Source organism: Streptomyces sp. NPDC090119 (genome assembly GCF_044747085.1).
Taxonomy (GTDB): domain Bacteria; phylum Actinomycetota; class Actinomycetes; order Streptomycetales; family Streptomycetaceae; genus Streptomyces.
The window spans coordinates 23588-50029 of the sequence record NZ_JBIVDK010000006.1; the positions used below are offsets into that span (position 1 = coordinate 23588).

Here is a 26442-nt window from a genome sequence, read left to right on the forward strand (position 1 = left end):
GGGGCTCCTCCGGGGTCAGGACTGCCAGGTCTGCTGGAAGGTGAACCGGGCGGCTTCCACCTCGTGGCGCTGGTCGGCGTGGAGGACGCCGAGGGCGTAGGCCGTGGCGGTGGCGATCCGGGGGGTGCGGGCGGCCTGGGCGGCCTCGGCGGCGGCCTCGGCGGCGTCCCGGTGCCGGGTCAGGGCCTCGGCGGCCGGGCCCAGCCGGGGGTCGGCGGGGGCGGTGTGCGGGATCTCGCGGGCGTAGCGGTGCAGGCGGAGCAGGAGCCGGACCTGGTGCCAGGGGCCGTCCTGGGGGTGCGGAACGGGGTCGGGGGAGAGGCCGTGGATCAGGGCCTGCGCGTTGTAGGGGTCCCCGGCGGTGACCAGGGGCAGTGCGGCGACGGCACCGGCGAGGCGGTCCTCGGCCGCGGCGGCCAGCGGGCCGAGTCCGGTGCCGGGCGCGGCGGGCGCGAGGGGGACCTCGCTGGCGAGCAGGGCCACCCGGTCGGCGACGGCATGGAAGCGGGCGGAGCCCAGCGCCTCCAGCGTCGCGGAGTGGGCACGGGTCCGGGCCAGGGTGAGCCTGCGCTCCAGCAGCGCGCCCGCCTTGGCCGCGCCCACGGTGAGGCTGCCGCGCTCGGCGACCGGTGCCGGGGCGCCCGCGTGGACTACGGCCCGTACCGGTACCGGAGTTGACCCGGACAGCCGGTGCAGCGCGAGCAACAGCCGGTCGAGCCGGGCTTCTTGTGCGTGCTCCAGTGCCAGGGTGCCCGACAGCCAGGCCAGTTCGGTCCGCATGGCGTCGGCCCAGGCGGGGTCGAGCAGGGTCCGGAAGGTGTGCAGGGCGGCGCTGATCCGGCGGGCGGAACGGCGCAGCGCGCGGCCGGCGTCGGCGGCGCCCTCGGCGCCGCCCGGCCCGTTCCCGGTCTCCCGGAGTGCCCGCAGGAACTCGGTGGCCTGCGCCCGCAGATACGCGGCGAGGTCGTCCCCCGCGGGGTCCGTCCCGGCGGGGAGAACCCCCGCCGGGACGGTCTCCGGGTGGGGCCGGTCAGGGTGTCGTGGTGCCACGCCGGCGCCTCCGGGCGTCAATGAGCATCTCCTGGACGTTGCGCAGGGGCTGGCCCTCGGCGTCGGTCGCGTGCCGGGTCCACTCGCCGTCGGGGCCCAGGTGCCAGGAGGCGGTGGTGTCGGACATGCCGGTGTCCAGCAGGCGGTTGAGGGCCGCCCGGTGGCCGGGGTCGGTGACCCGGACCAGGGCCTCGATCCGGCGGTCGAGGTTGCGGTGCATCATGTCGGCGCTGCCGAACCACACCTCGGGCTCGCCGCCGTTGCCGAAGGCGAACACGCGGGAGTGCTCCAGGAACCGGCCGAGGATCGAGCGGACCCGGATGTTCTCGGAGAGGCCCTCGACGCCGGGCCGGACCGCGCAGATGCCGCGCACCCAGATGTCGACCGGCACGCCCGCCTGGGAGGCCCGGTAGCAGGCGTCGATGATCGCCTCGTCGACCATGGAGTTGACCTTGATCTTGACGAAGGCCGGACGGCCCGCGCGGTGGTGCTGGATCTCCTTGTCGATGCGCGATATCAGGCCGTCCCGCAGGGACTTGGGGGCGACCAGCAGGCGGCGATAGGTCTCGCGGCGGGAGTAGCCGGAGAGCCGGTTGAAGAGGTCGGAGAGGTCCGCGCCGACCTGCTGGTCGGCGGTGAGCAGCCCGAGGTCCTCGTACAGCCGGGCGGTCTTCGGGTGGTAGTTGCCGGTGCCGACGTGGCTGTAGCGGCGCAGGGTCTCGCCCTCCTGGCGGACCACCAGCGACAGCTTGCAGTGCGTCTTCAGCCCGACCAGGCCGTAGACGACGTGGCAGCCCGCCTCCTCCAGCTTGCGCGCCCACTTGATGTTGGCGTGCTCGTCGAAGCGCGCCTTGATCTCGACCAGGACGAGGACCTGCTTGCCGGACTCGGCCGCGTCGATCAGGGCGTCCACTATCGGGGAGTCGCCGGAGGTGCGGTACAGCGTCTGCTTGATCGCCAGTACGTCCGGGTCCTGCGCGGCCTGCTCCAGGAACGCCTGCACGGAGGTGGAGAAGGAGTCGTAGGGGTGGTGCAGCAGCACGTCCCGCTGGCGCAGCGCGGCGAAGATGTCCGGCGCGGAGGCGGACTCCACCTCGGAGAGGTCGCGGTGGGTGCCCGCGACGAACTTGCGGTACTTCAGCTCCGGCCGGTCCAGGCCGTGGATGCGGAAGAGGCCGGTGAGGTCGAGCGGGCCGGGCAGCGGGTAGACCTCGGCCTCGGAGATCTTCAGCTCGCGCACCAGGAGGTCCAGCACCTCGCGGTCGATGTCCTCCTCGACCTCCAGGCGGACCGGCGGCCCGAAGCGGCGCCGCATGAGTTCCTTCTCCAGCGCCTGGAGCAGGTTCTCCGCGTCGTCCTCCTCGACCTCCAGGTCCTCGTTGCGGGTGAGCCGGAAGGCGTGGTGCTCCAGCACCTCCATGCCGGGGAACAGCTCCTCCAGGTGCGCCCCGATCACGTCCTCCAGCGGGACGAACCGGCCGGGGCTGCTCTCCAGGAAGCGGGACAGCAGCGGGGGCACCTTGACGCGGGCGAAGTGCTTGTGGCCGCTGACCGGGTTCCGTACCACGACGGCCAGGTTCAGCGAGAGGCCGGAGATGTACGGGAAGGGGTGCGCGGGGTCCACGGCGAGCGGGGTCAGCACGGGGAAGATCTGGTGCCGGAACAGGGTGAACAGGCGGGCCTGCTCCTTGTCGGTCAGCTCGCTCCAGCGGACCAGGTGGATGCCCTCCTCCGCGAGCGCGGGGGCGACGTCCTCGTGGTAGCAGGCGGCGTGCCGGGCCATCAGCTCGCGCGAGCGGGACCAGATCATCTCCAGCACCTCGCGGGGCTGGAGCCCGGAGGCGGATCGGGTGGCGACCCCGGTGGCGATACGGCGCTTCAGGCCGGCCACCCGGACCATGAAGAACTCGTCCAGGTTGCTGGCGAAGATGGCGAGGAAGTTGGCGCGCTCCAGCAGCGGGGTGGTCGGGTCCTCGGCCAGCTCCAGCACGCGCTCGTTGAAGGCGAGCCAGCTGCGCTCCCGGTCCAGGAAGCGGCCCTGCGGCAGCGGGGCGCCGTCCGTGACCCGCTCCTCGTACACGTCGAGGTCGGCGTCGAGATCGGGTTCCAGGTCGGAGACGGTCGCCGCGACCGTGTGCGGCCGGTGGGCGGCGATCGAGCCCACGGGGGGCTGCGGCCGCAGGGTGGCGTCGGGGGACGGGTGGGCCGGTACCTGGGCTTCTCGCTGACTCATGAACCCATTCTTCCGCGCCAGGGGCGTTACGGCAGCGTCTGTTTCCAAGTGATCCGCGGGAACGGACGCGCCGCCTTCGGCCCCCTCGGGGCGCGGCTCGGGGTGGGGGGCCACGGGTTCCATCGCCCGAGGGTCGCAAGCGGTTCTGAATCAAGGGTTACGGGCACATGACGTCCGGGAAATCGGGGGGCGGCCCGCAGGGGACCGCCCCCGCCGGTCAGCCGGTACGGCGGCGCAGCACCGCGAAGGAGGCCGCGGTGAGCAGCGCGGTCACGACCAGCAGCACGGCGCTGGTGGTGAGCTGGAGGGGCCAGTAGTGGGAGGCGGGGTGGAACTCGGAGAACAGCCCGGTGCCGCCCTGCTGTGCGTACAGCTGCTCGCACGGCATCCTCAGGTGCCCCGTGCACTCGGGCGTGGGGACGTGCGCCCCGGTCCGGGTCACCATGCCGTGCGCCACCTCCACTCCGGAGAACTCGCCCGCGTACCCGTCCCTGAATCCGGTCACCTCGGTCACCGGCGGCCACAGGTACGGCATGAGCCAGTGGGCCCCGCCGAACAGCAGCGCCGAGACGGCCACGCTGATACCGAGGGCGGCCAAGGTGCGGCGGACCAGGAGGCCGGTCAGCGTGCCCACGGCGAGCGCGGTCAGGCAGGCGACGACGATCGTCGGGCCGTTGGCGTGGAAGGTGAAAGGAGCCCACCAGGCCGGGCGGCGGTCCGGACGGTCCTCGAGCGCCCCCCAGGCGGACCGGTGCAGGGCCACCAGGAGGGTCGCGCCCGCCGTGAGCACCGCCGCGGGCAGTGCCAGCCGGACCGCCAGCCAGCGCACCGGAGTGACGCCCTGGGTCCAGGCCATCAGCGCCGTGCCCGACTCCAGCTCCCGCGCGGTCAGCGTGGCGCCCGCCCAGGCGGCCACGACGAACGGCAGCAGCATCATGGCGTACGTCAGGAACGTGTAGACGGTGGAGTACGAGCCCATGTCGATGGCGCACGTGCTGAACCGACGGCACGCCTCCAGTCGGTGCCAGGCGCGATCCTCCTCGTCCGCGAGGGGACCCGCCGCCCACAGCAGCAGGCCGCCGATCACCACCACCAGGGCGGCCCAGACGATCAGCGCCCAGCGGTGCAGGAGGAAGGTCCAGCGGGCCTGCCGCGGATGTGCGGGGGCCGCTGAAACGGTCAGGGTGCTCACGCGGCGCGCTCCTCGGTCAGGGTGAGCGCGGGCGCGTCCGCGCCGCGCAGGTGGGCGAGGACGAGGTCCTCCAGGGTGGGGGTCTCGGTGCGCCAGTCGCCCGGCACCGGACCGGTCGGCCGGATCAGCGCGGAGAGCTGGCGCCCGGTGGTGCGGGACTCGACCACCGTGTGCCCGGTCAGCCCCTCGTTCTCGGCGGGCCCGGCGACGCGCAGGTGAGCGGCGAGCAGGTCGTCGATGTCGCCGGCCAGCCGGACCCGGCCGGAGCCGATGAGCAGCAGGTGGTCGCAGGACTCCACGACCTCGGCGACGACATGGGAGGACATGGCGATGGTGGTGCCGTGTTCGGCGGCCGTGCCCATCAGCACGCCCATCAGGTCGTGCCGGGCGAGCGGGTCGAGGTCGGCCATCGGCTCGTCCAGCAACAGCAGTTCGGGCCGCTTGCCGAGGGCGAGGGCGAGTGCGACGCGGGTGCGCTGGCCGCCGGAGAGGGACCGTATCCGGGCCCGGGGGTCGAGGTCGCCCCCGGCCACGATCCGCTCCGCACCGGCCGCGTCCCAGTGGCCCGGGTTGAGGTCGGCGCCCATGCGCAGCGTCTCGGCGACCGTGAGCTGCGGGTAGAGCGGCTTGGTCTGCGCGACGTAGCCCACGCGGGTCCGGGCATCGGCCGGAGCGGTGCCGAGGACGCGCAACTCGCCCTCGGTGGGCGGGACAAGACCCGCCGCGATCGCGAACAGGGTGCTCTTACCGGCCCCGTTGGGACCCACCACGGCACAGACCCGCCCGGCGGGCAGCCGGAACGCGCAGTCGCGCAGTGCCCAGCGGCCCCGCCGCCCGTACCGTCTGCCGAGGCCCACGGCCTCGATCGCGGTGTCGCTCATGAACGTTCTCCCTGGAAGTTCTTGTCGAGTACGGCCGTGAAGAGGGCCGCCATGTCGTCCCGGTCCCACCCGGCCCCGACCGCCCGCGCCGCCCACTGCTCCAGCTCGGCCCGCAGTGGCGAGTCGGCGGGGGCGGCGCCGAGCGCGCGGCGGACGAAGGTGCCCATGCCGCGCCGTGCCTCCACCAGCCCCTCCCGCTCCAGCTCGCGGTACGCCTTCAGGACGGTGTTGGGGTTGATGGCGGTGGCCTCCACCACCTCGCGGGCGGTGGGCAACTGGTCGCCGGGGCGCAGCAGTCCGAGGCGCAGGGCCTGTTTGGTCTGCTGGACGATCTGGACGTAGGTGGCGACCCCGCTGTGCCGGTCGATGCGGTATTCGACCACGCGCTGAACCACCCTTTCACTAATTGAGTAGTGAAAGGGTGGGGTAGAAGAGGGGCGCCCGTCAAGTCCGGACGCCCCTCAACTCAGTTCACACAGGCCAGGGTTCACGTCTCCGTGCGGTACATCAGGTCCGTCTCGTGGGTGGTGAAGCCCAGCCGCTCGTAGACCGACACGGCCGCCTTGTTGTCCGCGTCGACGTAGAGCATCGCCGTCGGCAGGCCGCGTCCGGCCAGGTGGCGCAGGCCGATCGTGGTGAGCGCCTTGCCGAGGCCGCCGCCCTGGCGGCCGGGGCGCACCCCGACGACGTACACCTCGCCGAGCCCCTCCTCGGTGTGCTCCTTCGTCCAGTGGAAGCCGGTCAGCTCGCCGTCCTGCTCGGCCAGGAAGAACCCGGCCGGATCGAACCACGCCTCGCTCTCCCGGTCGTCCAGGTCGCGCCGGGTCAGCGAACCCTGCTCGGGGTGGTGGGCGAACGCCGCCGCGTTGACCGCGAGCCACGCCTCCTCGTCCCGGCCCGGCTCGAAAGCCCGCACCGTCACGCCCTGGGGCAGCACCGGATCGGGCAGCTCCAGGCCGGTCAACGGCCGCCGCATCTGGCGCAGTTCGCGGAACAGGGTCAGCCCCAGCACCTGGGCGAGATGCCGGGCCGCCGGATGCCCGCCGTGCGCCCACACCCGCAGCCGCTTGCCGGAAGCGGCCAGCAGCGCGGTGCCCAGCGCCCGGCCGTGCCCGCGTCCCCGGTGCGAGGGCCGCACGACCAGCTCGGCGGCGGGCGCCTCCACCGGGTCGGTGTCCTCCAGCTGGGCGTAGCCGACCAGCTCGTCCCCCGCGTACAGCAGCAGATGGGAGACGCCCGCGCGGGCGCCGCCGCGCAGTTGCAGCCTGCCCTGCTCGGACACCGGCTGCTGACCGTCCTCACGGGCGGCCTCGGCCAGGAGGGCGAGCACGGCCTCGGCCTGGCCCGGCGTGAGTGCGCTGTGCGTCTCTAGGGAGCGGGCGGGGAAGGACCGTACGGAGTCGTCGCTGCTCATGCGTACGAGGGTACGGCGCGCGCCCCGCGCCGGGTGCTGAAGGAATACCGTTTCCGTGCCGAGGGGTCGGGCGGGGAGAATGCGGGGCATGGGACATCTGGACGTGGCGCATCTCGAGTACTACCTGCCGGACGGGCGGGCGCTGCTCGGTGATGTGTCGTTCCGCGTCGGTGAGGGCTCGGCCGTGGCGCTGGTCGGCCCGAACGGCGCGGGCAAGACGACGCTGCTCAGGATCATCGCGGGCGAACTCGACGCGCACGGCGGCAAGGTGAGCGTCAGCGGCGGCCTCGGGGTGATGCCCCAGTTCGTCGGCGGCGTCCGGGACGGCTCGACCGTCCGCGACCTCCTCGTCTCCGTCGCCCCGAAGCGCATCCGTACGGCCGCGAAGGCGGTCGACGAGGCCGAGCACGCGATCATGACCGTGGACGACGAGGCCGCGCAGATGGCGTACGCCCAGGCCCTCTCCGACTGGGCCGAGGCCCAGGGGTACGAGACGGAGACCCTGTGGGACATGTGCACCACGGCCGCCCTCGGCATCCCCTACGACCAGGCTCAGTGGCGCCAGGTGAACACCCTGTCCGGCGGTGAGCAGAAGCGGCTGGTGCTGGAGTACTTCTTCCGGGGCCACGACGAGGTGCTGCTGCTGGACGAGCCGGACAACTACCTGGACGTGCCCGGCAAGCGCTGGCTGGAGGAGCAGATCCGGGCCACCCGCAAGACGGTGCTGTTCATCTCGCACGACCGGGAGCTGCTGGCCCGCTCCGCCGAGCGGATCGTCAGCGTGGAGCCCGCCGAGGGCGGCGCCGACGTCTGGACGCACGGCGGCGGCTTCGCCACCTACCACGACGCCCGCCGCGAGCGCTTCGCCCGCTTCGAGGAGCTGCGCCGCCGCTGGGCGGAGAAGCACGCCCAGCTCAAGAAGCTGGTGGTCACCCTCCAGCAGGCGGCCTCGGTCAGCCACGAGATGGCCTCGCGGTACGCGGCCGCGCAGACCCGGCTGCGCAAGTTCGAGGAGGCCGGGCCGCCGCCCGAGCCGCCGAAGGAGCAGGACATCCGGATGCGGCTGCGCGGCGGCCGTACCGGCGTGCGCGCGATCACCTGCGAGGCGCTGGAGCTGACCGGGCTGATGAAACCGTTCGACCTGGAGGTCTTCTACGGCGAGCGGGTCGCGGTCCTCGGCTCCAACGGCTCCGGCAAGTCCCACTTCCTGCGCCTGCTGGCCGGGGCGGACATCGCGCACACCGGGCTGTGGAAGCTCGGCGCCCGGGTGGTGCCGGGGCACTTCGCGCAGACCCACGCCCACCCCGAGCTGGTCGGCCGCACCCTGCTGGACATCCTGTGGTCCGAGCACTCCCACGCGCGCGGCCCGGCCATGTCGATCCTGCGCCGCTACGGCCTGGACCGGCAGGCCGAGCAGAACTTCGAGCGGCTCTCCGGCGGCCAGCAGGCCCGGCTGCAGATCCTGCTGCTGGAACTCGCCGGGACCACCGCCCTGCTGCTGGACGAGCCCACCGACAACCTCGACCTGGAGAGCGCCGAGGCCCTCCAGGAGGCGCTGGAGGCGTACGAGGGGACCGTGCTGGCCGTCACCCACGACCGCTGGTTCGCCCGCTCCTTCGACCGCTTCCTGGTCTTCGGCTCCGACGGCCGGGTCCGCGAGACCCCGGAACCGGTGTGGGACGAACGCCGGGTGGAGCGCGCCCGCTAAGACTCCTGGTGCGTGTCCGGCGGGGGTGTCGGTGCGCCCGGCAGCCGGACGGTGGCGACCGTGCCGCCGTCCGGGGCGCGGTCGAGCGTCACCTCGCCGCCCGCCTGCTGCACCGTACGGGCCACGATGGACAGCCCGAGGCCCGAGCCGGGCAGTGCGCGGGCGCTGGGGGAGCGCCAGAACCGGTCGAAGACGTACGGGAGTTCCTCGGCGGCGATGCCCGGACCGTGGTCCCGTACGGTCAGCACGCCGTCGGTCAGCCGGACCTCGACCGTGCCGCCCTCGGGGCTGAACTTCACCGCGTTGTCCAGGATGTTGACCACCGCGCGCTCCAGCGCGGAGGGCTCCGCCCGGACGAACCAGGGCTCCAGGTCCGCCATGAGCGTCAGCTCCGGCCCGCGCAGCCGGGCCCGGCGCAGCGCCTCCTGAACGGTCTCCTGGAACGAGAACACCTGGACCCGCTCCCCGCGCTGCCCCTCCGAGCGGGACAGCTCCTGCAAGTCACCGATCAGCGCCGCCAGTTCGGTCATCTGCGCCTTCACCGAGGCCAGCAGGGCCTTGCGGTCGGCGGCCGGGATCGGGCGGCCCGTCTCCTCGCTGCGGGTCAGCAGCTCGATGTTGGTGCGCAGCGAGGTGAGCGGGGTGCGCAGCTCGTGCCCGGCGTCCGCGATCAGCTGCTGCTGGAGGTCGCGGGACCCGGCCAGCGCGGTCGTCATCGAGTTGAACGACCGGGAGAGCCGGGCCACCTCGTCGTCGCTGTCGTCGGCCACCGGGATGCGGACGGCCAGGTCCTCGGTGCGGGCCACGTGCTCGACCGCCTCGGTCAGCTTGTCCACCGGCCGGAGTCCGGCCCGCGCCACCGCGAGCCCGGCCACACCCGCGCCCACCACCCCGATGCCGGAGACCAGCAGCAGGATCAGCGCCAGGTCGTTCAGGGTGCGCTGGGTGTCCTTGAGGGAGAAGGCCACCATCACGGCGACCTCCGGGTACGGCTGCGTACCGGGTGCCCCGCCGACGGGCACGGCGCTGGTCATGACCCGTACGTCGTCCCCGTTGGAGTCGACGCCGTCGCGCAGGGTGCGGCGGCCGAGGGTGGCGTTGCGGGCGGCGGCCACGTCCGCAGGGGTGGTCTTCACCGTGCCCTCGGAGAACGGGGTGACGCAGGTCTTGCCCTCGGCGGTGACGATCTGGAGGTACAGGAAGGACGGCGGGCCCTCGTCGGCACCCGGGGACTGCGGGCAGGTCAGCAGCAGCGTGGTCACCTGGTCGGGGCTGAGCGGCCGGCCGAGGCTCTGCAGCCGCTCGTCCATCTCGCTGTAGAGCTTGCCCTGCACGATGAACCAGCAGGTCACCGACACCGCGGCCACCGCGAAGGCGACGGCCGCCGCGACCAGCATCGCCAGCCTCGCCCGGATCGGCAGCGCCCGGTAGCGGCGCATCAGCCGCCTCACTCGGCGCCGCCCGGCCGCAGCACGTACCCGACGCCCCGGACGGTGTGCACGAGCCGGGGCTCGCCGCCCGCCTCGGTCTTGCGGCGCAGGTACATCACGTACACGTCCAGGGAGTTGGAGGAGGGCTCGAAGTCGAAGCCCCACACCGCCTTGAGGATCTGCTCCCGGGTCAGCACCTGGCGCGGGTGCGCCATGAACATCTCCAGCAGCGTGTACTCGGTACGGGTCAGCTCCACCGGCCGCTCGCCCCGCCGGACCTCCCGGGTGGCGAGGTTCATCCGCAGGTCGCCGAAGGTGAGCGCCTCGTCCTCGCGGGCCTCGGCGGACACGGTTCCCGCGTACGAGCTGCGCCGCAGCAGGGCCCTGATACGGGCGAACAGCTCGTCCAGCTCGAAGGGCTTGACCAGGTAGTCGTCGGCCCCGGCGTCCAGTCCGGTCACCCGGTCCCCGACCGTGTCACGGGCCGTCAGCATCAGGATCGGGGTGGTGTCCCCGGTGTTCCGGATGCGGCGGGCGGCGGTCAGACCGTCCATGCGGGGCATCTGGATGTCCAGCACGACCAGGTCGGGCCGGTAGTCCCCGGCCTGCTCCAGCGCGTCCGCTCCGTCGACGGCGACCCGGGTGTCGTACCCCTCGAAGGCGAGGCTGCGTTCCAGGGCCTCGCGGACGGCCGGTTCGTCGTCGACGATCAGGATGCGCTGGGGGTCACGGTCGCCTTCGGCGGGGCTCATCGCTGGCGGTACCTCGTGGGTGCGGTGGGGCGTGGACGAGAGGTTCTCAAGCCTCGCACGTTTCGGCTCCGCCGCGTCCGAGGCCGGGGGGTCAGACCCCGGCCGGGGTCAACCGGGTCAGGGCGTTGAGCCGGTTCAGCGGCACCTTGCGGCGGTGCGGGCGGGCGGCGGAGGTGCGCAGGCCCATCAGCTGGGGCGCGGGGGTGGGCAGCTCGGGCAGACGGCGGGGGGTGGGGTCGGGGGCGTGCAGCTCGTGCGCCACCTCGAGGGCGACGACGACGTTCGCCGGTCCGGAGACAGGGGCCTGGTGCGAGACGCGCTTGATCATGACGTTCTCCCTGCTGCTCGGTACTGCGTGTGCTGGAGCCTTCAGCTGGTGGAACCCGCCCGCAGCTTCGCGAGGTCGGCCTTGACGGTGTCGACCGGGATGGCGAAGCCGAGCCCGATGCTGCCCGCGTCCGTGGACGAGGAAGCCTGGGAACCCGAGGAGTACATGGCGGAGTTGATCCCGATCACCCGGCCGGAGGCGTCGATGAGGGCGCCGCCGGAGTTGCCGGGGTTGAGCGAGGCGTCGGTCTGGATGGCCTTGTAGGTGGTGGTGGCGGAGCCGGTGTCGCCGTTGAACTCACGGCCGCCGAACTGGAACGGCCACTGCTCGTCGCCGTTCTGTCCCTGGCTGCTCTGGCTCTCGTCGGTGGACACCGTCACGTCCCGGTCGAGCGCGGAGACGATGCCGCTGGTCACGGTGGAGGTCAGCCCCTCGGGGGAGCCGATCGCCACGACCGTGTCACCGACCTGGACGCCCGAGGAGGTGCCGAGCGGCGCCGCCTTGAGCCCCGAGGCGCCCTCTATCTTCAGCAGCGCCAGGTCCTTGGAGCTGTCGGTGCCGACCACGCGGGCGGTGCGGCTGGTGCCGTCGCTGGTGCGCACCTTCACCGAGGAGGCGCCGGAGACGACGTGGTTGTTGGTGACGATCTCGCCCGCACTGCTGACGATCACGCCGGAGCCGGTGGACGAGCCGTTTGCGAGGGTCGCGTTGACCTCGACGACGCTCGGGGTGAGCGCGGCGGCGATGTTCGCCACGTCGCCCTTCTTGCCCGCCGCGACCACCGGGGTGGCCGTGTCGGTGGCGGTGGTGTCGTGCCCGGTGAGCTGCTGGAAGGCGTAGGCGGTGCCTCCGCCGACCGCGGCCGCGACCAGCGCGACCGCCGCGAGCAGCGTGACCGGACCACCGGGACGCTTGCGCCGCCGCCCGGACCCGCTGCCGACGGTGGGTGCGTGGGCGGGCGGCGGCGGCCACTCGGGGTGCACGTCAGCCGCGTGGGGAGCCGCGTACGGCGGTGCGGGGGTTCCCTGCGGATGCTCGTACTCGTGGCCGCCGGTGCGGCGCGTGGTCTCGGTCATACGAGGAGCATGTCCCGCGACCATGAGAGCTTCCTGAGGCCCGCCTGAGAACCCCGGCAGAACCACCTTCGGTTCCGATGAGACCTCGCTGACCTGCGATTTCAGCCCGCGCAACCGCAGCTGGCGCGGACCTGGAGGCGGGACGGGAAGGTCTTCAGCCGCTCCCGGCGGGAGCCCGCCACGCGCAGGCCGTCGTCCAGGACGAGGTCGACGGCCGCGCGGGCCATCGCCGGGCGGTCGGAGGCCACCGTGGTCAGCGGCGGGTCGGCGAGACCCGCCTCCTTGATGTCGTCGAACCCGGCCACCGCCAGCTCGCCCGGCACGTCGAGGCGCAGCTCGCGGGCGGCCCGCAGCACTCCGATGGCCTGGTCGTCGGTGGAGCAGAAGATCGCGGGCGGTCTGTGCGGCCCGGCGAGGATCTCCAGCGCGACCCGGTAGGCATCGTAGCGGTTGTACGCGGCCTCGAAGAGGCGGCCCTCGGTGGACAGGCCCGCCTCGGCCATCGCCCGGCGCCAGCCCTCCACGTGGTCGGAGACCGGGTCGCCCACGGCCGGGGTGTCGGCGGTGCCGCCCATGCAGGCCACGTAGTCGTGGCCGTGCTCCAGCAGATGGCGGACGGCGAGCTGGGCGCCGCCCAGGTCGTCGGTGGTGACGGCGACGTCGTCGATGGCCTCCGGGCGCTCGTGCAGCAGCACCACGCGGGCGTCCCACGCCTCGATCTCGGCGGCGGCCTGGTCGTTCAGCGCGTGCGAGACGAGGATGAGACCGGAGACCCGCATGCCGAGGAAGGCCCGCAGATAGTGGACCTCGCGCTCGGCGATGTAGTCGGTGTTGCCGACCAGGACCATCTTCCCGCGCTCGGAGGCGGCCTGTTCGACCGCGTGCGCCATCTCCCCGAAGAAGGGCTGGCGGGCGTCCGGGATGATCAGACCTATCAGGTCGGTACGGCGCGAGGCCATCGCCTGGGCCACCCGGTCCGGGCGGTACCCCAGCTCGTTGATCGCCGCGAGGACACGCTCGCGCGTGGCCGGGGCGACCGGCCGGGGTCCGTTGTTGATGACATAACTGACCACGGCGGTGGAGGTACCCGCCAGCCGTGCCACATCATCCCGAGTCACCTTCGCCACGCGCGGAGTCTACGCGGATCGACCCGCTCTGGGCAGGGCATACGTGGTGCGGATACCGGGTCGGTACCGGGGCCGACGGCGGCCGGGGATGCCCTCGCACTACCCCGGCCGGAGCCGCTCTAAGCCTCCGCCGTGACCCCGCTGCCCTCGCGGACCGCGGAGGTGTCCCCTTCGGCCCCCTTTGCCCGGCCGGACGCGGCCCGCCCGGCCTCCGCCCGCTTGGCCTCGGCCCGCTTGGCCTCATCGGCGGCCCGGTCGGGCTTCTCCGGGGTGACGAAGCGGTATCCCACATTGCGGACGGTGCCGATCAGCGACTCGTGCTCCGGGCCGAGCTTGGCCCGCAGCCGCCGTACGTGCACGTCCACGGTGCGGGTGCCGCCGAAGTAGTCGTAGCCCCAGACCTCCTGGAGGAGCTGGGCGCGGGTGAAGACGCGGCCGGGGTGCTGGGCCAGGTACTTCAGCAGCTCGAACTCCTTGAAGGTCAGGTCGAGCACCCGGCCCTTGAGCTTCGCGGAGTAGGTGGCCTCGTCCACGGAGAGGTCGCCGTTGCGGATCTCCATGGGGGAGTCGTCGCCGACGAGCTGCTGGCGGCCCATGGCGAGCCGGAGCCGGGCCTCGACCTCGGCCGGGCCCGCGGTGTCGAGCAGTACGTCGTCGATGCCCCAGTCGGCGGTGACGGCGGCGAGGCCGCCCTCGGTGACCACCAGGACGAGCGGACAGCCCGGTCCGGTGGAGCGCAGCAACTGACACAGGCTGCGCACCTGGGGGAGGTCGCGGCGGCCGTCGACGAGGATGACGTCGGCGCCGGGGGTGTCGACGAGAGCGGGACCCTCCGCCGGGGCGACCCGCACGCTGTGCAGCAGCAGGCCGAGCGCGGGGAGCACCTCCGTCGACGGCTGGAGGGCGTTGGTCAGGAGCAGCAGAGAACTCATACGTCTGGTTCCTCCTCGGTCCCTGCGAGGACGTATCCGGTGCGGTACATGCTCTGCGTTCCCGTCGGCCCCGTATACCGGCGGCACGCCCGCCTCGTATACAACGCGTCCGAAAGCACAAAAGGACCCGGGGGCTTCGCTGCCCGAGTCCTCTGCCCAGCAGAATAGCCCACATGAGCAACCGTCCGGCGGGTCATGCGCCACGTTCCACCATTCGTCCGAATTCCGAGACGGGCCAAGACACCACTGTCCGGACTTTTCTGCGTACGGCCGACGGAATTCCGGTGGATTCCGTATACGATCCCGGCCCCGCCGTATACGAAACGGCCCCGGCCGATGTGGTCTTCGTGGTCGCGCACGGCTTCACCGGGGACGTGGACCGGCCGCACGTGCGCCGGGTGGCCCGCGCGCTGGCCGCGTACGGGGCGGTGGTGACCTTCTCCTTCCGGGGCCACGGCGCCTCCGGCGGGCGCTCCACGGTGGGCGACCGCGAGGTGCTGGACCTGGCGGCGGCCGTGGAGTGGGCGCGCGGCTTCGGGCACGCGCGCGTGGTGAGCGTCGGCTTCTCCATGGGCGGCTCGGTGGTGCTGCGGCACGCGGCGCTGAACCCCGGCACGGTCGACGCGGTGGTCTCGGTCAGCTCGCCCGCCCGCTGGTACTACCGGGGCACCGCGCCGATGCGCCGCCTGCACTGGCTGGTCACCCGCCCCTCGGGCCGCCTGGTCGGCCGGTACGGCTTCCGCACCCGTATCCACCACCGCGACTGGGACCCCGTCCCGCTCTCGCCCGTCGAGGCGGCCGCCCGGCTGGCACCGGTGCCGCTGCTGGTGGTGCACGGCGACAGCGACGGCTACTTCCCGCTCGACCACCCCCGGATGCTCGTGGACGCGGCCGGTGCGGCGGGCGAACTCTGGCTGGAACCGGGCATGGGCCACGCCGAGAACGCGGCCGGTGACGAGCTGCTGGCCCGGATCGGCCGCTGGGCGCGGGCGCGCACCGGGCGGGGGACGGACTAGCCTGGGCGGCACCGTCTTTGTTTGTTCTGTCTTTGTCTGTTCTTTCCCGCCGTCCGATGAGGAACGAGATGCCCAAGGTCACGGTGCGCTACTGGGCCGCCGCGAAGGCCGCGGCCGGGATCGCCGACGAACCGTTCGACGCCGACTCGCTGGCCGAGGCGCTGGCCGCGGTGCGCGAACGGCATCCCGGCGAACTCACCCGCGTACTCCAGAGGTGCGCGTTCCTCGTCGACGGCGCTCCCGTCGGGACCCGCGCGCATGAGACGGTACGGCTGGCCGAGGGCGGCACGGTCGAGGTGCTCCCGCCGTTCGCAGGAGGATGAGGCGTTGAGCGACCAGCAGTCGTACGAGGGCGGCCCCTACTCGGGGTACGACCCCTACGGGCAGCAGCGGACACCGGGCGAGTGGGCCCCGCCCCCCGGGCAGCCGCAGTACCCGAACCCCTACGCCGACCCCTACGGGACCCAGCAGGCGCCCGCCCAGCAGTGGCAGGGGCAGACCTGGGACACCCAGAACCACGCGCGGATGCCGGTGGCCGAGCAGCCGTACCAGCAGGCCCCCGCGCCCCAGCCGGAGCAGGCCCCCGCGCCGGAGCAGGAGGCCGAGCCCGCTTTCGGTCCCGCCACCCTCGCCGGGAACGCCCGGATCACCGACGCCCAGCGGGCCCGCCTGGAGGGCCGCTCGCCGGTCATCGAGCCCGGCATCCAGCCCGCCGCGCTCACCGCCCTGCTCGGCGTCCTCCTCGCGGTGGCCGCGCCGCTGGGCTCGTACGCCCTGGTGGTGCCGCTGGTGCTGCTCCAGGCCGTGACGGCCGCGGGCTGGTTCCGGCTGAACGGCATGTGGCCCGCCCGGCAGGGCATCGCGCTGGCCTTCCTCGGCGGCCTGGTCGCCGACGCGGCGGTGCTGGCGGCGGGCCGTGCGCACGCCCCGGCCGCGATCCTCGGCCCGCTCGGCATCTGGGTCCTGCTGGCCCTGGTCCTCCAGCTCCGCTCGCACGCCTCGCCGGACGAGCGGATGTACGGCCTGATGGCCACCGTCGCCTCCTCGGCGCTCGCCATCCTCGCCACCGGCTTCCTGGGCGCCTCCGCGCACGCGGTGTCGGTCGGCGCGGCGGCGGTCGCGGTCGCCGTCCTGGCCCGCGCGCTGCCCCTGCCGACCCCGGTCTCGGTCGTCGTCTCGCTGCTCGCGGCGGCGGGCACCGGCCTCGCGGTCGGCAACCTGACCGGCCTGGGCACGGGCGGCGCGGCCCTCGGCGCGGGCGCGGCGGTCTGCGCGCTCATCGGCCACCGGGTCGCCAGTTACGACTACCCCTCCCGCTTCGTCCACTTCACCGCGGGCGTCGCCCTGCCCCTCGCGGCGGCGGCCCCGGCGGTCTGGCTGCTGGGCCGCGCCTTCGGCTGACCGGCGTACCCGGCCGGGGGCTGTTTCCGGCCGGGGTTTCCGGAAAGTGGTGGGGTAAAAGCGGGAAAAGCCGCAGTCCGGCGCGGGCCCGTCACAGGTGATCCACAATTTCCGCCCGGCCGGTCCCGGCGGGGCTACGGTGGCGGCGCCGGAACCGAGCCGCCGACCTCTGGGGAGAACATGCGGGCCCTGCGAATACTCCTGATTCTCGTCGTGATCCTGGGCGGGCTCTTCGTGCTCGCGGACCGGGTCGCGGTGCATTTCGCCGAGGGTGAGGTCGCGGACCGGATGCGGGCGCGGGAGAACCTCGCCTCGACGCCGGACGTGGACATCAAGGGCTTCCCGTTCCTCACCCAGGTCGCGGGCGGTTCGCTGGACGACGTGGGCCTCGGCATCAAGGACTACTCGGCGCCGACCGGCACCGAGGGCCGGGTGATCCGCGTCGACGACCTGAAGGCCGACCTGAAGGACGTGAAGTTCTCCAGCGACTACTCCTCGGCGACCGCCGCGAGCGGCACCGGGTCCGCCACCATCGCCTACGACCAGCTGATGAAGGCCGCCAAGACCGAGCCGACCGAACTGGCGCCCGGCATCACGGCCCAGATCACCGGCCTCGGGGACGGCGGCAACGGCAAGATCAAGGTCTCGGTGAAGCTCGGCATCCCGGCGCTCGGCATCGAGCGGACCTTCCCGGTGCTCAGCTCGGTCGACGTCAAGGGCGGCAAGGTCTCGGTGCACGCGGACGCCCTGCCGGTCATCGCGGGCGCCAACCTGGCCGACGGCACCTTCCGCCAGATCACCGACTTCCAGCAGGCCCTGGACCAGCTGCCGGGCGGTATCGCGGTGGACAGCGTGCGGGCCACGGCGGACGGTGTGGAGATCGGCGTGACGGGTTCGAACCTGAAGCTGGGCGGGTAGGACCCGCGCGAGCCTCGTACGCCTGTCCGACTGGCGAGACGCGTTGTCCGTGACGCGGTTGTGCGGCGGACGTGAAGACCGACGGAAGCGCCCGACGGCCCGGATTCCGGGCCCGAGGGCGCTTTCCGCGTCCCGGGGCATGTGTGCGCGGACCAGGATGCGGACGATCGTGTCTCGCTATATGACACGCCGGTGACACGTGCGCCCGGACCTCCTTACGATCGACGGCATGAAGCGACAGGCGGATCTCACGAAGCGGCGGGCAGTGGACCTGTGCCGCGTCTCCGCCATGCTCTGTCGCCCCTTCTGAGCGGAAGTCACCGCACTCCCGCATCTCCCGGCCGCCCTGCTGGAAGGGCACTCGTGTGCCGTCGCGCCCGTATGCGCGCGGCCACCCCTCTCACCGCACGCCACCGTGACTGCCCCGGAGGAGAAAAGCATGAGCCGCAGCGACGTCCTGGTCGACGCCGACTGGGTGCAGGAGCACCTCGACGACCCGACCATCGCCCTCGTGGAGGTGGACGAGGACACGTCCGCCTACGAGAAGAACCACATCCGCGGCGCCATCCGCGTCGACTGGACCAAGGACCTCCAGGACCCGGTCCGCCGTGACTTCATCGACCAGGAGGGCTTCGAGAAGCTCCTCTCGGACAAGGGCATCGGCAACGACACCCTGGTCGTCCTCTACGGCGGCAACAACAACTGGTTCGCCTCGTACGCGTACTGGTACTTCAAGCTGTACGGCCACGACAACGTCAAGCTCCTCGACGGCGGCCGCAAGAAGTGGGAGCTGGACGCCCGCGAGCTGGTCCCCGGCGACGAGGTGCCCGAGCGCGCCAAGACCGAGTACCAGGCCAAGCCGCAGAACACCGCGATCCGTGCCTTCCGTGACGACGTGGTGGCCGCGATCGGCAGCCAGAACCTGGTCGACGTGCGCTCGCCCGACGAGTTCTCCGGCAAGCTGCTCGCCCCGGCCCACCTCCCGCAGGAGCAGTCGCAGCGCCCCGGCCACGTGCCCAGCGCCCGCAACATCCCGTGGTCGAAGAACGCCAACGACGACGGCACCTTCAAGTCCGACGAGGAACTGAAGGAGCTGTACGCGGCGGAGGACGTCGACCTCGCCAAGGACACCATCGCCTACTGCCGCATCGGCGAGCGCTCCGCGCTCACCTGGTTCGTGCTGCACGAGCTGCTGGGCGTGGAGAACGTCAAGAACTACGACGGTTCCTGGACCGAGTACGGCTCGCTGGTCGGCGTGCCGATCGAGCTGGGCGCGGCCAAGTAAGCAACCCGACCGACCTTCCGACCTTCTGGTCTTCTGGTCAGACCTCTTACGGAGAAAGACATGTGCGGAGCGAAGGCAGGCGGCCCGGACGCCTCGGCGATCAAGCCCGGTGAGACCACCATCCAGGGGCAGGTGACGCGGGACGGCGAGCCGGTGACGGGCTACGTCCGCCTGCTGGACTCGACGGGCGAGTTCACCGCGGAGGTCCCCACCTCCGCCACGGGCCAGTTCCGCTTCTACGCGGCCGAGGGCACGTGGACGGTACGCGCCCTGGTGCCCGGCGGCACCGCCGACCGCACGGTCGTCGCCCAGCAGGGCGGTCTGGCCGAGGTCGCCATCGCCGTCTGAGGCGTACGCGGAGTCGAGCGGCCGGAGCTGGGGCCGCGCCCACCGGGTTGGACGCCTGGGGCGCGGCCCTTCCGGCTGTCCGGCCCTACTCTGGACACATGTACGCACGGCGGCGTCGCTGGTACTTCGTGATGATGGGGGTCTGCGTCGTCCTCTTCGTCCTCGCCTGGGCCGTGGTCCGGATCTGGTCCGTCCCGGCCGCGGTCGGCATGTGCCTGTTCGCCATGGTGATCCCGCCGGTGGCCGCGATGGTCGCCAACCGGCGGGGCCCGGAGGACCGCTGGTGGGACTCCCCATCCGGGGACAAGCAGTCCGACGAGTGGTGGGACGAGCTGGACGGCAAGAAACCCCCGCGCTCCTAGTAGACGAGGGCCTGGGTGCCGTCCGCCATGACCTCCTGCACGAAGACCTGCGCCCCGGCGATCCGTACGCCCTCCAGGACGTCGCCCTCGCCGATGTCCCGCCGTACCGCGCACTGCGTGCACAGCGTGACCCGCCCGGCCGTCAGCACCGACTCCAGCAGGTCCTGCAGCGGTGCCGCGTGCGGCAGCTCGAACTCCGCCGCCCGCCCCGGCAGCGCGAACCACGCCGACTCCCCGGTCAGCCACACCGAGACCTCGACCCCACTGGCCACGGCCACCGCGGCCACCGTGAACGCCTGCGAGCACCGCTCCGGGGCGTCGGCGCCGGAGGTCACCTTGATCACGAGCTTGTTCGCCATGACCGAATCGTAATCCGGGGCCCTGCAACTACATGAACATGCCATGAGTCTGGTGGGGGGCGCGGATGACGGAGTCCGTGCTTTCCAGTCCTGTGGGGGGACGACACGTTGAGCACCACTGAAAGCCCGGAAAGAGCGGTATCCGAGCCACCCGGGACGTCCGAGCCACCCGGGGCCGCGCCCGCGCCGGCGCCGCGCCGGAGGGGGCGTACCGCGCGGCGGCTGGCCCTGGCCGTGGTGCTCGGGCTGGTCGCCGGGACCTGCGCCGGGTATCTCGTCCAGGCCGGCCGCACGCCGGACAAGCTGCCCTCGCTCTCCCAGCCGACCCTGGCGCAGGCCGCGGGCAACGGCCCCGCGCCGTTGTCCGCCGCCCAGGACCACCAGGTCAAGATGGACGGCGATCTGCGCAAGCTGCTGCTGAAGAGGCCGGACGGCACCCGCGCGAATCCGGCCATCGACAGCGACGACGGCTGGCTGGACCTCAGCGCCTACGCGGACCTGTACACCGAGCCGGACGGGGCCTTCCGCGATCTCCTCGGCGACGAGTTCCGACGCGCCGCGGTCACCGGCTGGGTCGAGTCCGGTGACCGCACCGTGGAGATCCGCCTGGTCCAGTTCCGCCAGGTGGAGACACGGGCCGCCATCGACCGGGCCGCCGATGCCCGTATCTGGGCCGCCGATGACGCCCACACCCGGAGCTGGCCCGTGCCGGGCACGGGCGACGGCGAGTTCTTCGTCCACGACCGGCCCGACAGCCGCTTCGGCCCCGGCTACCAGGCCGAGGCACATGCCTGGCGCGGGGACATCGTCATGGAGATGTGGGTCTTCGGCACCAAGCCGATCCCGCCGGCCAGGGTCCGCGAGCTGGCACGACAGCAGATGGAGCGGTTGTGAGCACTGACGCCGTGAGCACCGACGCCGTGAGCGCCGACGTTGCGGGCACCGACGCTGCGGGCACTGACGCCCCGAGCACTGACGTTGCGAGCAGGCCTGCCCGCCCCCGCCGCACCACCGCGATCGTGGGCGCCGCACTCGCTCTCGCCACCCTCGCGGGGATCGGCTGCACCGCCGCCGTGGTGCACGGGGCCGACCGCTCGCCGGGCGCGCCCGCCTGGCGGCTGCCGGAGGCCGCGAAGGAGAAGCCGGCTCAGGAGAAGCAGTCCGGGCTGCGCGCGCTGCTCCTGCCCTTCGGTGAGGAGCGGTACGTCCGGGGCCCGGACCTGGACAGGTTCGGCTCGGACACCGAGCTGACCGGACGGCAGACGTCCGACCTCCTGCGCCAGTCCCTCCGGAGCCTGCCCCGGACCCAACGGCTCCGGCTGGAACGGCAGTACGAGAAGAACCCGGTCAAGGGCATGGCGATGCGCAGTTACACGAGCACGGCCTGGGTCGGCGAGGACTCCGACGCCTTCACCGTGGAGATGCTGCTGACCCGGGCGGACCAGAAGACCCTCCGCTCGCGCAACCACGCCCAGCAGGAGTTCCTCGACACCATGAAGGTCTTCCGCAAGGGGCCCGCGATCAAGGGGCACGAGGACCACGCCGCGTGCTTCCTGTCGCCGGCCGTCGAGGGGGAGAAGCTCGAGGTGATGTCGTGCTCCGGCTACGTCGGAGACATCGGCGTCAACGCCTGGATCGAGGGCGCCGCGCCGCTCGACCGGAAGGGGGCCGCCGACATGATGCGCGCCCAGTTCGACCGCATCAAGGAACCGGGTGAGGCCGTATGACCGAGTCACAGACCCCGCCGATGCCCGAGCTGCCGCCCGCGCGGTGCGGAAAGGACCGCCGCCGCACGCGCGCGGCCCTGCGCTGGACCGCCGTCCTCGCCGTGTTCGCCCTCACCGGGGCCGGGACGGCGTACGGGATCAGCCGGGCGGACCGCGCGGACCTGCCCGGTCTCGCCACCCGCTCCGACGGGCGCTGGGAGTACCCGGCGCTGGTCAGGCCCCCGCTGCCGTCCGGCAGCCCCGGACCGCTGGCCGCCGGGAACAGGGCGGGCACGCACTACGCCGACCTGCGTGCCCTCCTGCTGCCCGCGCCGGAGAACGCCACGGTGGACAAGGCGCTGTCCGGCGCGGACGGCTGGCTGCCGGTCAAGGACTTCCTGGCGCAGTACGACGGTTCGGCACGCCACCAGCTGGGACAGGAGCTGACCGACCTCGGCCTGCGGCATGTGACGAGTCGCGGCTGGACCACCCCGGACGGCACGCGCACCCGCATCGATCTGCTCCAGTTCGCCACCGCCGAGGTCGCCGAGGAGTCGGAGGGCTCGTTCGCGAACTACGCGGTACCCAGGCATCCGCTGCGCGGCACTCCCGCCTTCGAGCCCGCGGGCTTCCCGGAGGCGGCCCGGCTGGACAAGGTCTGGCTCGCCGGGTTCGCCGAGACCGAGCCGTACGGCAAGGAGCAGACGCGGGTGGCGTACGCGACCGCCGGGGACACCGTCGCCATGGTCACGCAGTCCCGGCCGGGGGGTGCGGCGGCGGTGCCGTTCTGGCAGACGGTGACGTTGCAGAGCGAGCTGCTCGCCTGAGGGCCACCTCGCCAGGAGACTCTGACCCCGGCCGCGTAAGCTGGGCGCGGCTCTGTCGTACGTTCACTTCCGCTCAAGGAGCACACCCGTGGAGATCTTCTTCGAACTGCTGCTGGTCCTGGTCTGCGTCGGCGTGATCGCCTTCGCCGGACTGACCGTGAAGAAGCTGTACCAGGGCCAGCGCTGACGTAACGCCCCAGAACCGACAGGAACGGCCGCTCATGATCGAGATCCCGTCTGACCTGCACAAGGACCTCGTCCCCCTCGCCTTTCTGCTGGGCAACTGGGCGGGCGCGGGGGTCCACGACTTCCCCGGCTCCGAGAAGTGCAACTTCGGCCAGGAGGTGAGCTTCACCCACGACGGCCGGGACTTCCTGGAGTACCAGTCCCGCACCTGGGTCCTCGACAACGAGGGCAACAAGGTCTGCCCGCTGGAGTCCGAGGCCGGCTTCTGGCGGATCGACGCCGAGCGCAAGGTCACGGTCACGATGACCCGTGACGACGGTGTGGTGGAGATCTGGTACGGCGAGCTGGCGGACAAGAAGCCCCAGATCGACCTGGTCACGGACGCCGTCGCCCGCACCCCGGAGTCCCCGGCGTACACCGGCGGCAAGCGCCTGTACGGCTACGTCAAGGGCGACATCATGTGGGTCGGCGAGAAGCAGACCCCCGAGGTCGAGCTGCGCCCCTACATGTCGGCCCAGCTCAAGAAGGCCGTCACCCCGGAGGACGTCGAACGCTGGGCGAAGGACCTCCCGGACGACATGCCGGACGACGGCATCGCGTTCTTCAAGTAGGCCCGCACACCGGCGGACCGGTCGCCCTGATCACGCGGGACGACCGGCTCGGCGGCCCTACACTTCCAGTGTGGTGAGCACCGACTGGAAGAGTGATCTCAGGCAGCGCGGTTACCGGCTGACTCCGCAGCGGCAACTCGTGCTCGAGGCCGTGGACGCGCTGGAGCACGCGACGCCGGACGACATCCTCGTCGAGGTCCGCAGGACGGCCTCCGGGGTCAACATCTCCACCGTGTACCGCACGTTGGAGCTGCTGGAGGAGCTGGGGCTCGTCAGCCACGCCCACCTCGGGCACGGTGCGCCGACCTATCACCTCGCCGACCGTCACCACCATCTGCACCTGGTGTGCCGGGACTGCGAGAACGTGATCGAGGCGGACGTCGAGGTCGCCGCGGACTTCACCGCGCGGCTGCGCGAGCAGTTCGGGTTCGACACCGACATGAAGCACTTCGCGATCTTCGGCCGGTGCGCGGACTGCACGCGGAAGAGTTCCACCACCCCGTCGTAGGCTGGCCCGTATGAAGAGCCCCCTGCTGTCCCTGCCCGGCGCCGTTCCCGCCGAGGGCGTGGACGAAGGCGTCGCCGCCCACTACGGCGACCTGTTCCGCGAGCAGCGTGCGCTCGCCGACGGCACCGGTTTCGTCGACCTCTCCCACCGGGGCGTCGTCGCCGTGACCGGCGCGGACCGGCTGAGCTGGCTGCACCTGCTGCTCACCCAGCACGTGAGCGATCTTCCCGTGGGGGAGGCGACCGAGGCGCTGGTCCTCTCCGCCAACGGGCACATCGAGCACGCCCTGTACCTGGTGGACGACGGCACGACCGTCTGGGCCCACGTCGAGCCCGGCACCCAGGAGGCGCTGATCGCCTACCTGGAGTCGATGAAGTTCTTCTACCGCGTCGAGGTCGCCGACCGCACCGCCGACACCGCGGTGGTCCACCTGCCCGCGGGCTCCATCGCCGAGGTCCCCGAGAGCGCGGTGGTCCGCGAGACGCCGTACGGCCGTGATCTCTTCCTGCCGCGCGAGGAGCTGGAGGAGTTCGCCGCGCGTTCCGGTCCGGCGGCCGGGCTCCTCGCCCACGAGGCGCTCCGGGTCGAGCAGCACCGGCCCCGCCTCGGCTTCGAGACCGACCACCGCACCATCCCGCACGAGCTGGGCTGGATCGGTACCGCCGTGCACCTGCAGAAGGGCTGCTACCGGGGCCAGGAGACGGTCGCCCGCGTGCAGAACCTGGGCAAGCCGCCGCGCCGCCTGGTCTTCCTGCACCTCGACGGCAGCGACGTCCACCTGCCCCCGCCCGGCACCGAGATCCGCCTCGCGGACGACGGCCCGGACGGCCGCAAGATCGGCGTGGTGACGACCTCCGTACGCCACCACGAACTCGGCCCGGTCGCCCTGGCCGTCATCAAGCGCAACACCCCCATCGACGCGCGGCTCCTGGCCGGAGACACGGCGGCGGCGCAGGAGACGGTGGTCGAACCGTAGGGCTTGTCTGGACGTTGTCGGGTTGAGGGGGGTGGGCCCCCTCAATCTCAACCTCTATAAGCGGGGAGAGCCCCCAGCAGCCACTTTGTTGGAGTGGGGCAACGGCACGGTACGGGGAGTCCCTCACTGGCAGCCGGGCTCACCCTGCAAATGCCGAGAGGCGCGGCTCGACGCCCTGGCGCGCACCGCGCTCGGGCTCGGGGCGTACGCCTGGGTGCTAACAGGCGCAGTGGGCCGCGTGTGGCGGGGCCACTAGGGGGTCCGGGGTGCGGCGGGTGGTGCCGGTCGGGGTTTCGACGGAGAAGCCCTCACGCGTCCAGTACTCCATGCCGCCGATCATCTCCTTGACCCGGTAGCCGAGTCGGGCGAGCGCCAGGGCCGCGCGGGTGGCGCCGTCGCAGGCCGGGCCCCAGCAGTAGGTGATGACGGGAGTCGCGGGGTCCAGGACGGCAGCCGCCCGCTCCGGGATCTCGGCGGTCGGCAGGTGCAGCGCGCCGGGAATGCGCCTGTGGGCCCATGCCTCCGGGCCGCGGGAGTCGAGCAGGACGAAGCCGGGCGCGCCGGACTCCAGCGAGGCGTGCACGTCGGAGACGTCGGCCTGGAAGGTGAGGCGGGCGGCGAAGAAGGCGGCTGCCTCGGCGGGGCCGGCCGGGGGCATCCGCAGGGCGGGGCTGATCTCGGTGACTGTCATGCCGTAGACGCTATGGCCGGGGTCCGTCGCGGAGAACCGATGATCCACGGCCTTTCCCGCACGCCGCCGGGTGATCCGTGGTATCTCTCGGCCATGACCGCCGATTCCCTCGATCTCACCGACATACGCATCCTGAGTGCCCTCCAGGGCAACGGACGCGCCAGCTACGCCGAGTTGGCCCGCGCGGTCGCCATGTCGCCGAGCGCGGTGACGGAGCGGGTGCGGCGGCTGGAGGAGAGCGGGGTCGTCACCGGCTACTCGGCCGTCGTCAGCCCGGAGGCGCTCGGCCTGGACATCCTCGCCTTCGTCCGACTGCGCTACCCCACCGGCAACTACAAGCCGTTCCACGACCTGCTGGACAGCACGCCCGAGGTGGTGGAGGCCCACCATGTGACGGGCGAGGACTGCTTCGTGCTGAAGGTCGTCGCCCGTTCGATGCGCGACCTGGAGCGGGTCACCGGGCGTATCGCGGGCCTCGGCTCGGTCACCACGAGCGTCGTCTACTCCAGCCCGCTGCCGGGACGCTCGGTGACGGCGGTGGTGGCACAGGGGCCCGGCTAGACCTCGACCAGGATCGTGAAGGGGCCGTCGTTCACCAGGGAGACCCGCATCTGGGCGCCGAAGCGGCCCGTGGCGACCGTGGCGCCGAGGGCGCGGAGCTGGGCGACGACCTCGTCCACCAGTGGCTCGGCGACCGCGCCGGGGGCGGCCGCGTTCCAGGTGGGGCGGCGGCCCTTGCGGGCGTCGCCGTAGAGGGTGAACTGGCTGATGACCAGCAGCGGGGCGTCGATGTCGCTGCACGACCTCTCGTCGGTGAGCATCCGCACCGACCAGAGTTTGCGGGCCAGTTGGGCCGCCTTCTCCTTGGTGTCCTCGTGGGTCACGCCGACCAGGACGCACAGGCCCTCGCCCTCGATCGCGCCCACCGTCTCGCCGTCCACGACGACGCTCGCGCCGTCCACCCGTTGCACCACCGCACGCATGCGCCCCATCATGCCGTGCGCCGGGCGCGCGCCCGTACAGGGGGCCCGCAACCGATCAATACCCCCCCATCCAGGGCCGTTCGGGGGCAGTCGGTCACATAGCGGCCACCGGGGGTGGCACGATGCTCCCACACGCCGGTCG

31 protein-coding genes are annotated in these 26442 nt (G+C 72.4%); 16 read left to right on the forward strand and 15 right to left on the reverse strand.

The features are described from left to right. Positions 1-15 precede the first annotated feature (15 nt). The 6 genes from ACIPPM_RS24725 to mshD form a co-directional block, all read right to left on the reverse strand. Positions 16-1050: a CHAD domain-containing protein gene (locus tag ACIPPM_RS24725; RefSeq protein ID WP_401451566.1), complete on the reverse strand. Its 1035-nt coding sequence runs from the start codon at positions 1048-1050 to the stop codon at positions 16-18. Beyond that, the gene (locus tag ACIPPM_RS24730; protein WP_401451568.1) at positions 1031-3283 is read right to left on the reverse strand and encodes an RNA degradosome polyphosphate kinase; all 2253 of its coding nucleotides are present in this window, start codon (positions 3281-3283) and stop codon (positions 1031-1033) included. Before ACIPPM_RS24730 ends, ACIPPM_RS24725 begins: the two co-directional genes overlap by 20 nt. A gap of 217 nt (positions 3284-3500) precedes the next feature. Further along, a complete protein-coding gene (locus ACIPPM_RS24735; protein ID WP_401451570.1) occupies positions 3501-4475 on the reverse strand; it encodes an ABC transporter permease in 975 nt (324 codons plus the stop codon). Next, entirely contained in the window at positions 4472-5356 is an 885-nt protein-coding gene (locus ACIPPM_RS24740) for an ABC transporter ATP-binding protein (RefSeq protein ID WP_401451572.1), read from the reverse strand. Before ACIPPM_RS24740 ends, ACIPPM_RS24735 begins: the two co-directional genes overlap by 4 nt. Then, positions 5353-5739 (reverse strand): GntR family transcriptional regulator, encoded by a 387-nt coding sequence (locus ACIPPM_RS24745; RefSeq protein ID WP_389005343.1) that lies wholly within the window; start codon positions 5737-5739, stop codon positions 5353-5355. Before ACIPPM_RS24745 ends, ACIPPM_RS24740 begins: the two co-directional genes overlap by 4 nt. A gap of 104 nt (positions 5740-5843) precedes the next feature. Then, positions 5844-6770, reverse strand: coding sequence for a mycothiol synthase (gene mshD, locus ACIPPM_RS24750; RefSeq protein ID WP_401451574.1), 927 nt, complete (start codon positions 6768-6770; stop codon positions 5844-5846). An 88-nt stretch (positions 6771-6858) separates the two neighbouring features. Here mshD and ACIPPM_RS24755 point away from each other — a divergent pair, with 88 nt between their 5' ends. Continuing rightward, positions 6859-8478, forward strand: coding sequence for an ABC-F family ATP-binding cassette domain-containing protein (locus ACIPPM_RS24755; RefSeq protein ID WP_393594638.1), 1620 nt, complete (start codon positions 6859-6861; stop codon positions 8476-8478). Here ACIPPM_RS24755 and ACIPPM_RS24760 read toward each other — a convergent pair. From ACIPPM_RS24760 to ACIPPM_RS24785, 6 genes are all read right to left on the reverse strand, one after another. Then, on the reverse strand, positions 8475-9917 hold the full coding sequence (locus tag ACIPPM_RS24760; protein WP_401451577.1) for a sensor histidine kinase: 1443 nt from the start codon (positions 9915-9917) through the stop codon (positions 8475-8477). The genes ACIPPM_RS24755 and ACIPPM_RS24760 overlap by 4 nt on opposite strands. Positions 9918-9925: 8 nt before the next feature. After that, on the reverse strand, positions 9926-10660 hold the full coding sequence (locus ACIPPM_RS24765; RefSeq protein ID WP_401451579.1) for a response regulator transcription factor: 735 nt from the start codon (positions 10658-10660) through the stop codon (positions 9926-9928). Positions 10661-10751: 91 nt separating this feature from the next. Beyond that, a complete protein-coding gene (locus tag ACIPPM_RS24770; RefSeq protein ID WP_401451581.1) occupies positions 10752-10988 on the reverse strand; it encodes a hypothetical protein in 237 nt (78 codons plus the stop codon). A gap of 41 nt (positions 10989-11029) precedes the next feature. After that, positions 11030-12064, reverse strand: a complete 1035-nt coding sequence (locus tag ACIPPM_RS24775) for a S1C family serine protease (protein WP_401451583.1) — start codon at positions 12062-12064, stop codon at positions 11030-11032. 101 nt (positions 12065-12165) lie between these two features. After that, positions 12166-13191 (reverse strand): LacI family DNA-binding transcriptional regulator, encoded by a 1026-nt coding sequence (locus tag ACIPPM_RS24780; protein ID WP_401451586.1) that lies wholly within the window; start codon positions 13189-13191, stop codon positions 12166-12168. A gap of 119 nt (positions 13192-13310) precedes the next feature. Beyond that, entirely contained in the window at positions 13311-14123 is an 813-nt protein-coding gene (locus ACIPPM_RS24785; RefSeq protein WP_401451589.1) for a winged-helix domain-containing protein, read from the reverse strand. A 173-nt stretch (positions 14124-14296) separates the two neighbouring features. Here ACIPPM_RS24785 and ACIPPM_RS24790 point away from each other — a divergent pair, with 173 nt between their 5' ends. From ACIPPM_RS24790 to ACIPPM_RS24825, 8 genes are all read left to right on the forward strand, one after another. Beyond that, the gene (locus ACIPPM_RS24790) at positions 14297-15139 is read left to right on the forward strand and encodes an alpha/beta hydrolase (RefSeq protein WP_401451592.1); all 843 of its coding nucleotides are present in this window, start codon (positions 14297-14299) and stop codon (positions 15137-15139) included. 68 nt (positions 15140-15207) lie between these two features. Continuing rightward, on the forward strand, positions 15208-15462 hold the full coding sequence (locus tag ACIPPM_RS24795) for a MoaD/ThiS family protein (RefSeq protein WP_401451594.1): 255 nt from the start codon (positions 15208-15210) through the stop codon (positions 15460-15462). Then, positions 15398-16540, forward strand: coding sequence for a hypothetical protein (locus ACIPPM_RS24800; RefSeq protein ID WP_401451596.1), 1143 nt, complete (start codon positions 15398-15400; stop codon positions 16538-16540). The genes ACIPPM_RS24795 and ACIPPM_RS24800 overlap by 65 nt, the downstream gene beginning before the upstream one ends. Positions 16541-16720: 180 nt before the next feature. Continuing rightward, positions 16721-17458, forward strand: a complete 738-nt coding sequence (locus ACIPPM_RS24805) for a DUF2993 domain-containing protein (RefSeq protein ID WP_401451599.1) — start codon at positions 16721-16723, stop codon at positions 17456-17458. Positions 17459-17687: 229 nt separating this feature from the next. After that, positions 17688-17768 carry a putative leader peptide gene (locus ACIPPM_RS24810; protein ID WP_362163317.1) on the forward strand — a complete coding sequence of 27 codons (81 nt, stop codon included), beginning with the start codon at positions 17688-17690 and terminating at the stop codon, positions 17766-17768. A gap of 129 nt (positions 17769-17897) precedes the next feature. Continuing rightward, on the forward strand, positions 17898-18743 hold the full coding sequence (locus tag ACIPPM_RS24815) for a sulfurtransferase (RefSeq protein ID WP_401451601.1): 846 nt from the start codon (positions 17898-17900) through the stop codon (positions 18741-18743). 60 nt (positions 18744-18803) lie between these two features. After that, the gene (locus tag ACIPPM_RS24820) at positions 18804-19091 is read left to right on the forward strand and encodes a DUF1416 domain-containing protein (RefSeq protein ID WP_070025150.1); all 288 of its coding nucleotides are present in this window, start codon (positions 18804-18806) and stop codon (positions 19089-19091) included. 98 nt (positions 19092-19189) lie between these two features. Then, positions 19190-19453, forward strand: coding sequence for a DUF3099 domain-containing protein (locus ACIPPM_RS24825; protein ID WP_389005314.1), 264 nt, complete (start codon positions 19190-19192; stop codon positions 19451-19453). Here the strand turns inward: ACIPPM_RS24825 and ACIPPM_RS24830 are convergent. Further along, positions 19450-19812, reverse strand: a complete 363-nt coding sequence (locus ACIPPM_RS24830; protein ID WP_401451605.1) for a DsrE family protein — start codon at positions 19810-19812, stop codon at positions 19450-19452. The two genes, ACIPPM_RS24825 and ACIPPM_RS24830, sit on opposite strands and share 4 nt — an antisense overlap. A 234-nt stretch (positions 19813-20046) precedes the next feature. Between ACIPPM_RS24830 and ACIPPM_RS24835 the strand changes: the two genes are divergently transcribed. From ACIPPM_RS24835 to ACIPPM_RS24860, 6 genes are all read left to right on the forward strand, one after another. Beyond that, entirely contained in the window at positions 20047-20706 is a 660-nt protein-coding gene (locus ACIPPM_RS24835) for a hypothetical protein (RefSeq protein ID WP_401451607.1), read from the forward strand. Between the two features lie 125 nt (positions 20707-20831). After that, a complete protein-coding gene (locus ACIPPM_RS24840) occupies positions 20832-21539 on the forward strand; it encodes a hypothetical protein (RefSeq protein WP_401451609.1) in 708 nt (235 codons plus the stop codon). Further along, a complete protein-coding gene (locus tag ACIPPM_RS24845; RefSeq protein WP_401451611.1) occupies positions 21536-22345 on the forward strand; it encodes a hypothetical protein in 810 nt (269 codons plus the stop codon). The genes ACIPPM_RS24840 and ACIPPM_RS24845 overlap by 4 nt, the downstream gene beginning before the upstream one ends. A gap of 221 nt (positions 22346-22566) precedes the next feature. Beyond that, entirely contained in the window at positions 22567-23142 is a 576-nt protein-coding gene (locus tag ACIPPM_RS24850) for an FABP family protein (protein WP_401451613.1), read from the forward strand. Between the two features lie 70 nt (positions 23143-23212). Further along, complete coding sequence (locus tag ACIPPM_RS24855) at positions 23213-23650, forward strand: Fur family transcriptional regulator (protein ID WP_393594665.1); 438 nt, start codon at positions 23213-23215, stop codon at positions 23648-23650. 10 nt (positions 23651-23660) lie between these two features. Further along, entirely contained in the window at positions 23661-24626 is a 966-nt protein-coding gene (locus ACIPPM_RS24860; protein ID WP_401451615.1) for a YgfZ/GcvT domain-containing protein, read from the forward strand. 217 nt (positions 24627-24843) lie between these two features. Here the strand turns inward: ACIPPM_RS24860 and ACIPPM_RS24865 are convergent, their stop codons facing one another. After that, entirely contained in the window at positions 24844-25317 is a 474-nt protein-coding gene (locus ACIPPM_RS24865; RefSeq protein ID WP_401451617.1) for a rhodanese-like domain-containing protein, read from the reverse strand. Between the two features lie 93 nt (positions 25318-25410). Here ACIPPM_RS24865 and ACIPPM_RS24870 point away from each other — a divergent pair, with 93 nt between their 5' ends. After that, positions 25411-25878: an Lrp/AsnC family transcriptional regulator gene (locus ACIPPM_RS24870; protein WP_401451619.1), complete on the forward strand. Its 468-nt coding sequence runs from the start codon at positions 25411-25413 to the stop codon at positions 25876-25878. On the opposite strand, the gene dtd is transcribed toward ACIPPM_RS24870, so the two are convergent. Beyond that, on the reverse strand, positions 25875-26300 hold the full coding sequence (gene dtd / locus ACIPPM_RS24875) for a D-aminoacyl-tRNA deacylase (protein ID WP_401451621.1): 426 nt from the start codon (positions 26298-26300) through the stop codon (positions 25875-25877). The two genes, ACIPPM_RS24870 and dtd, sit on opposite strands and share 4 nt — an antisense overlap. Positions 26301-26442: the final 142 nt, after the last annotated feature.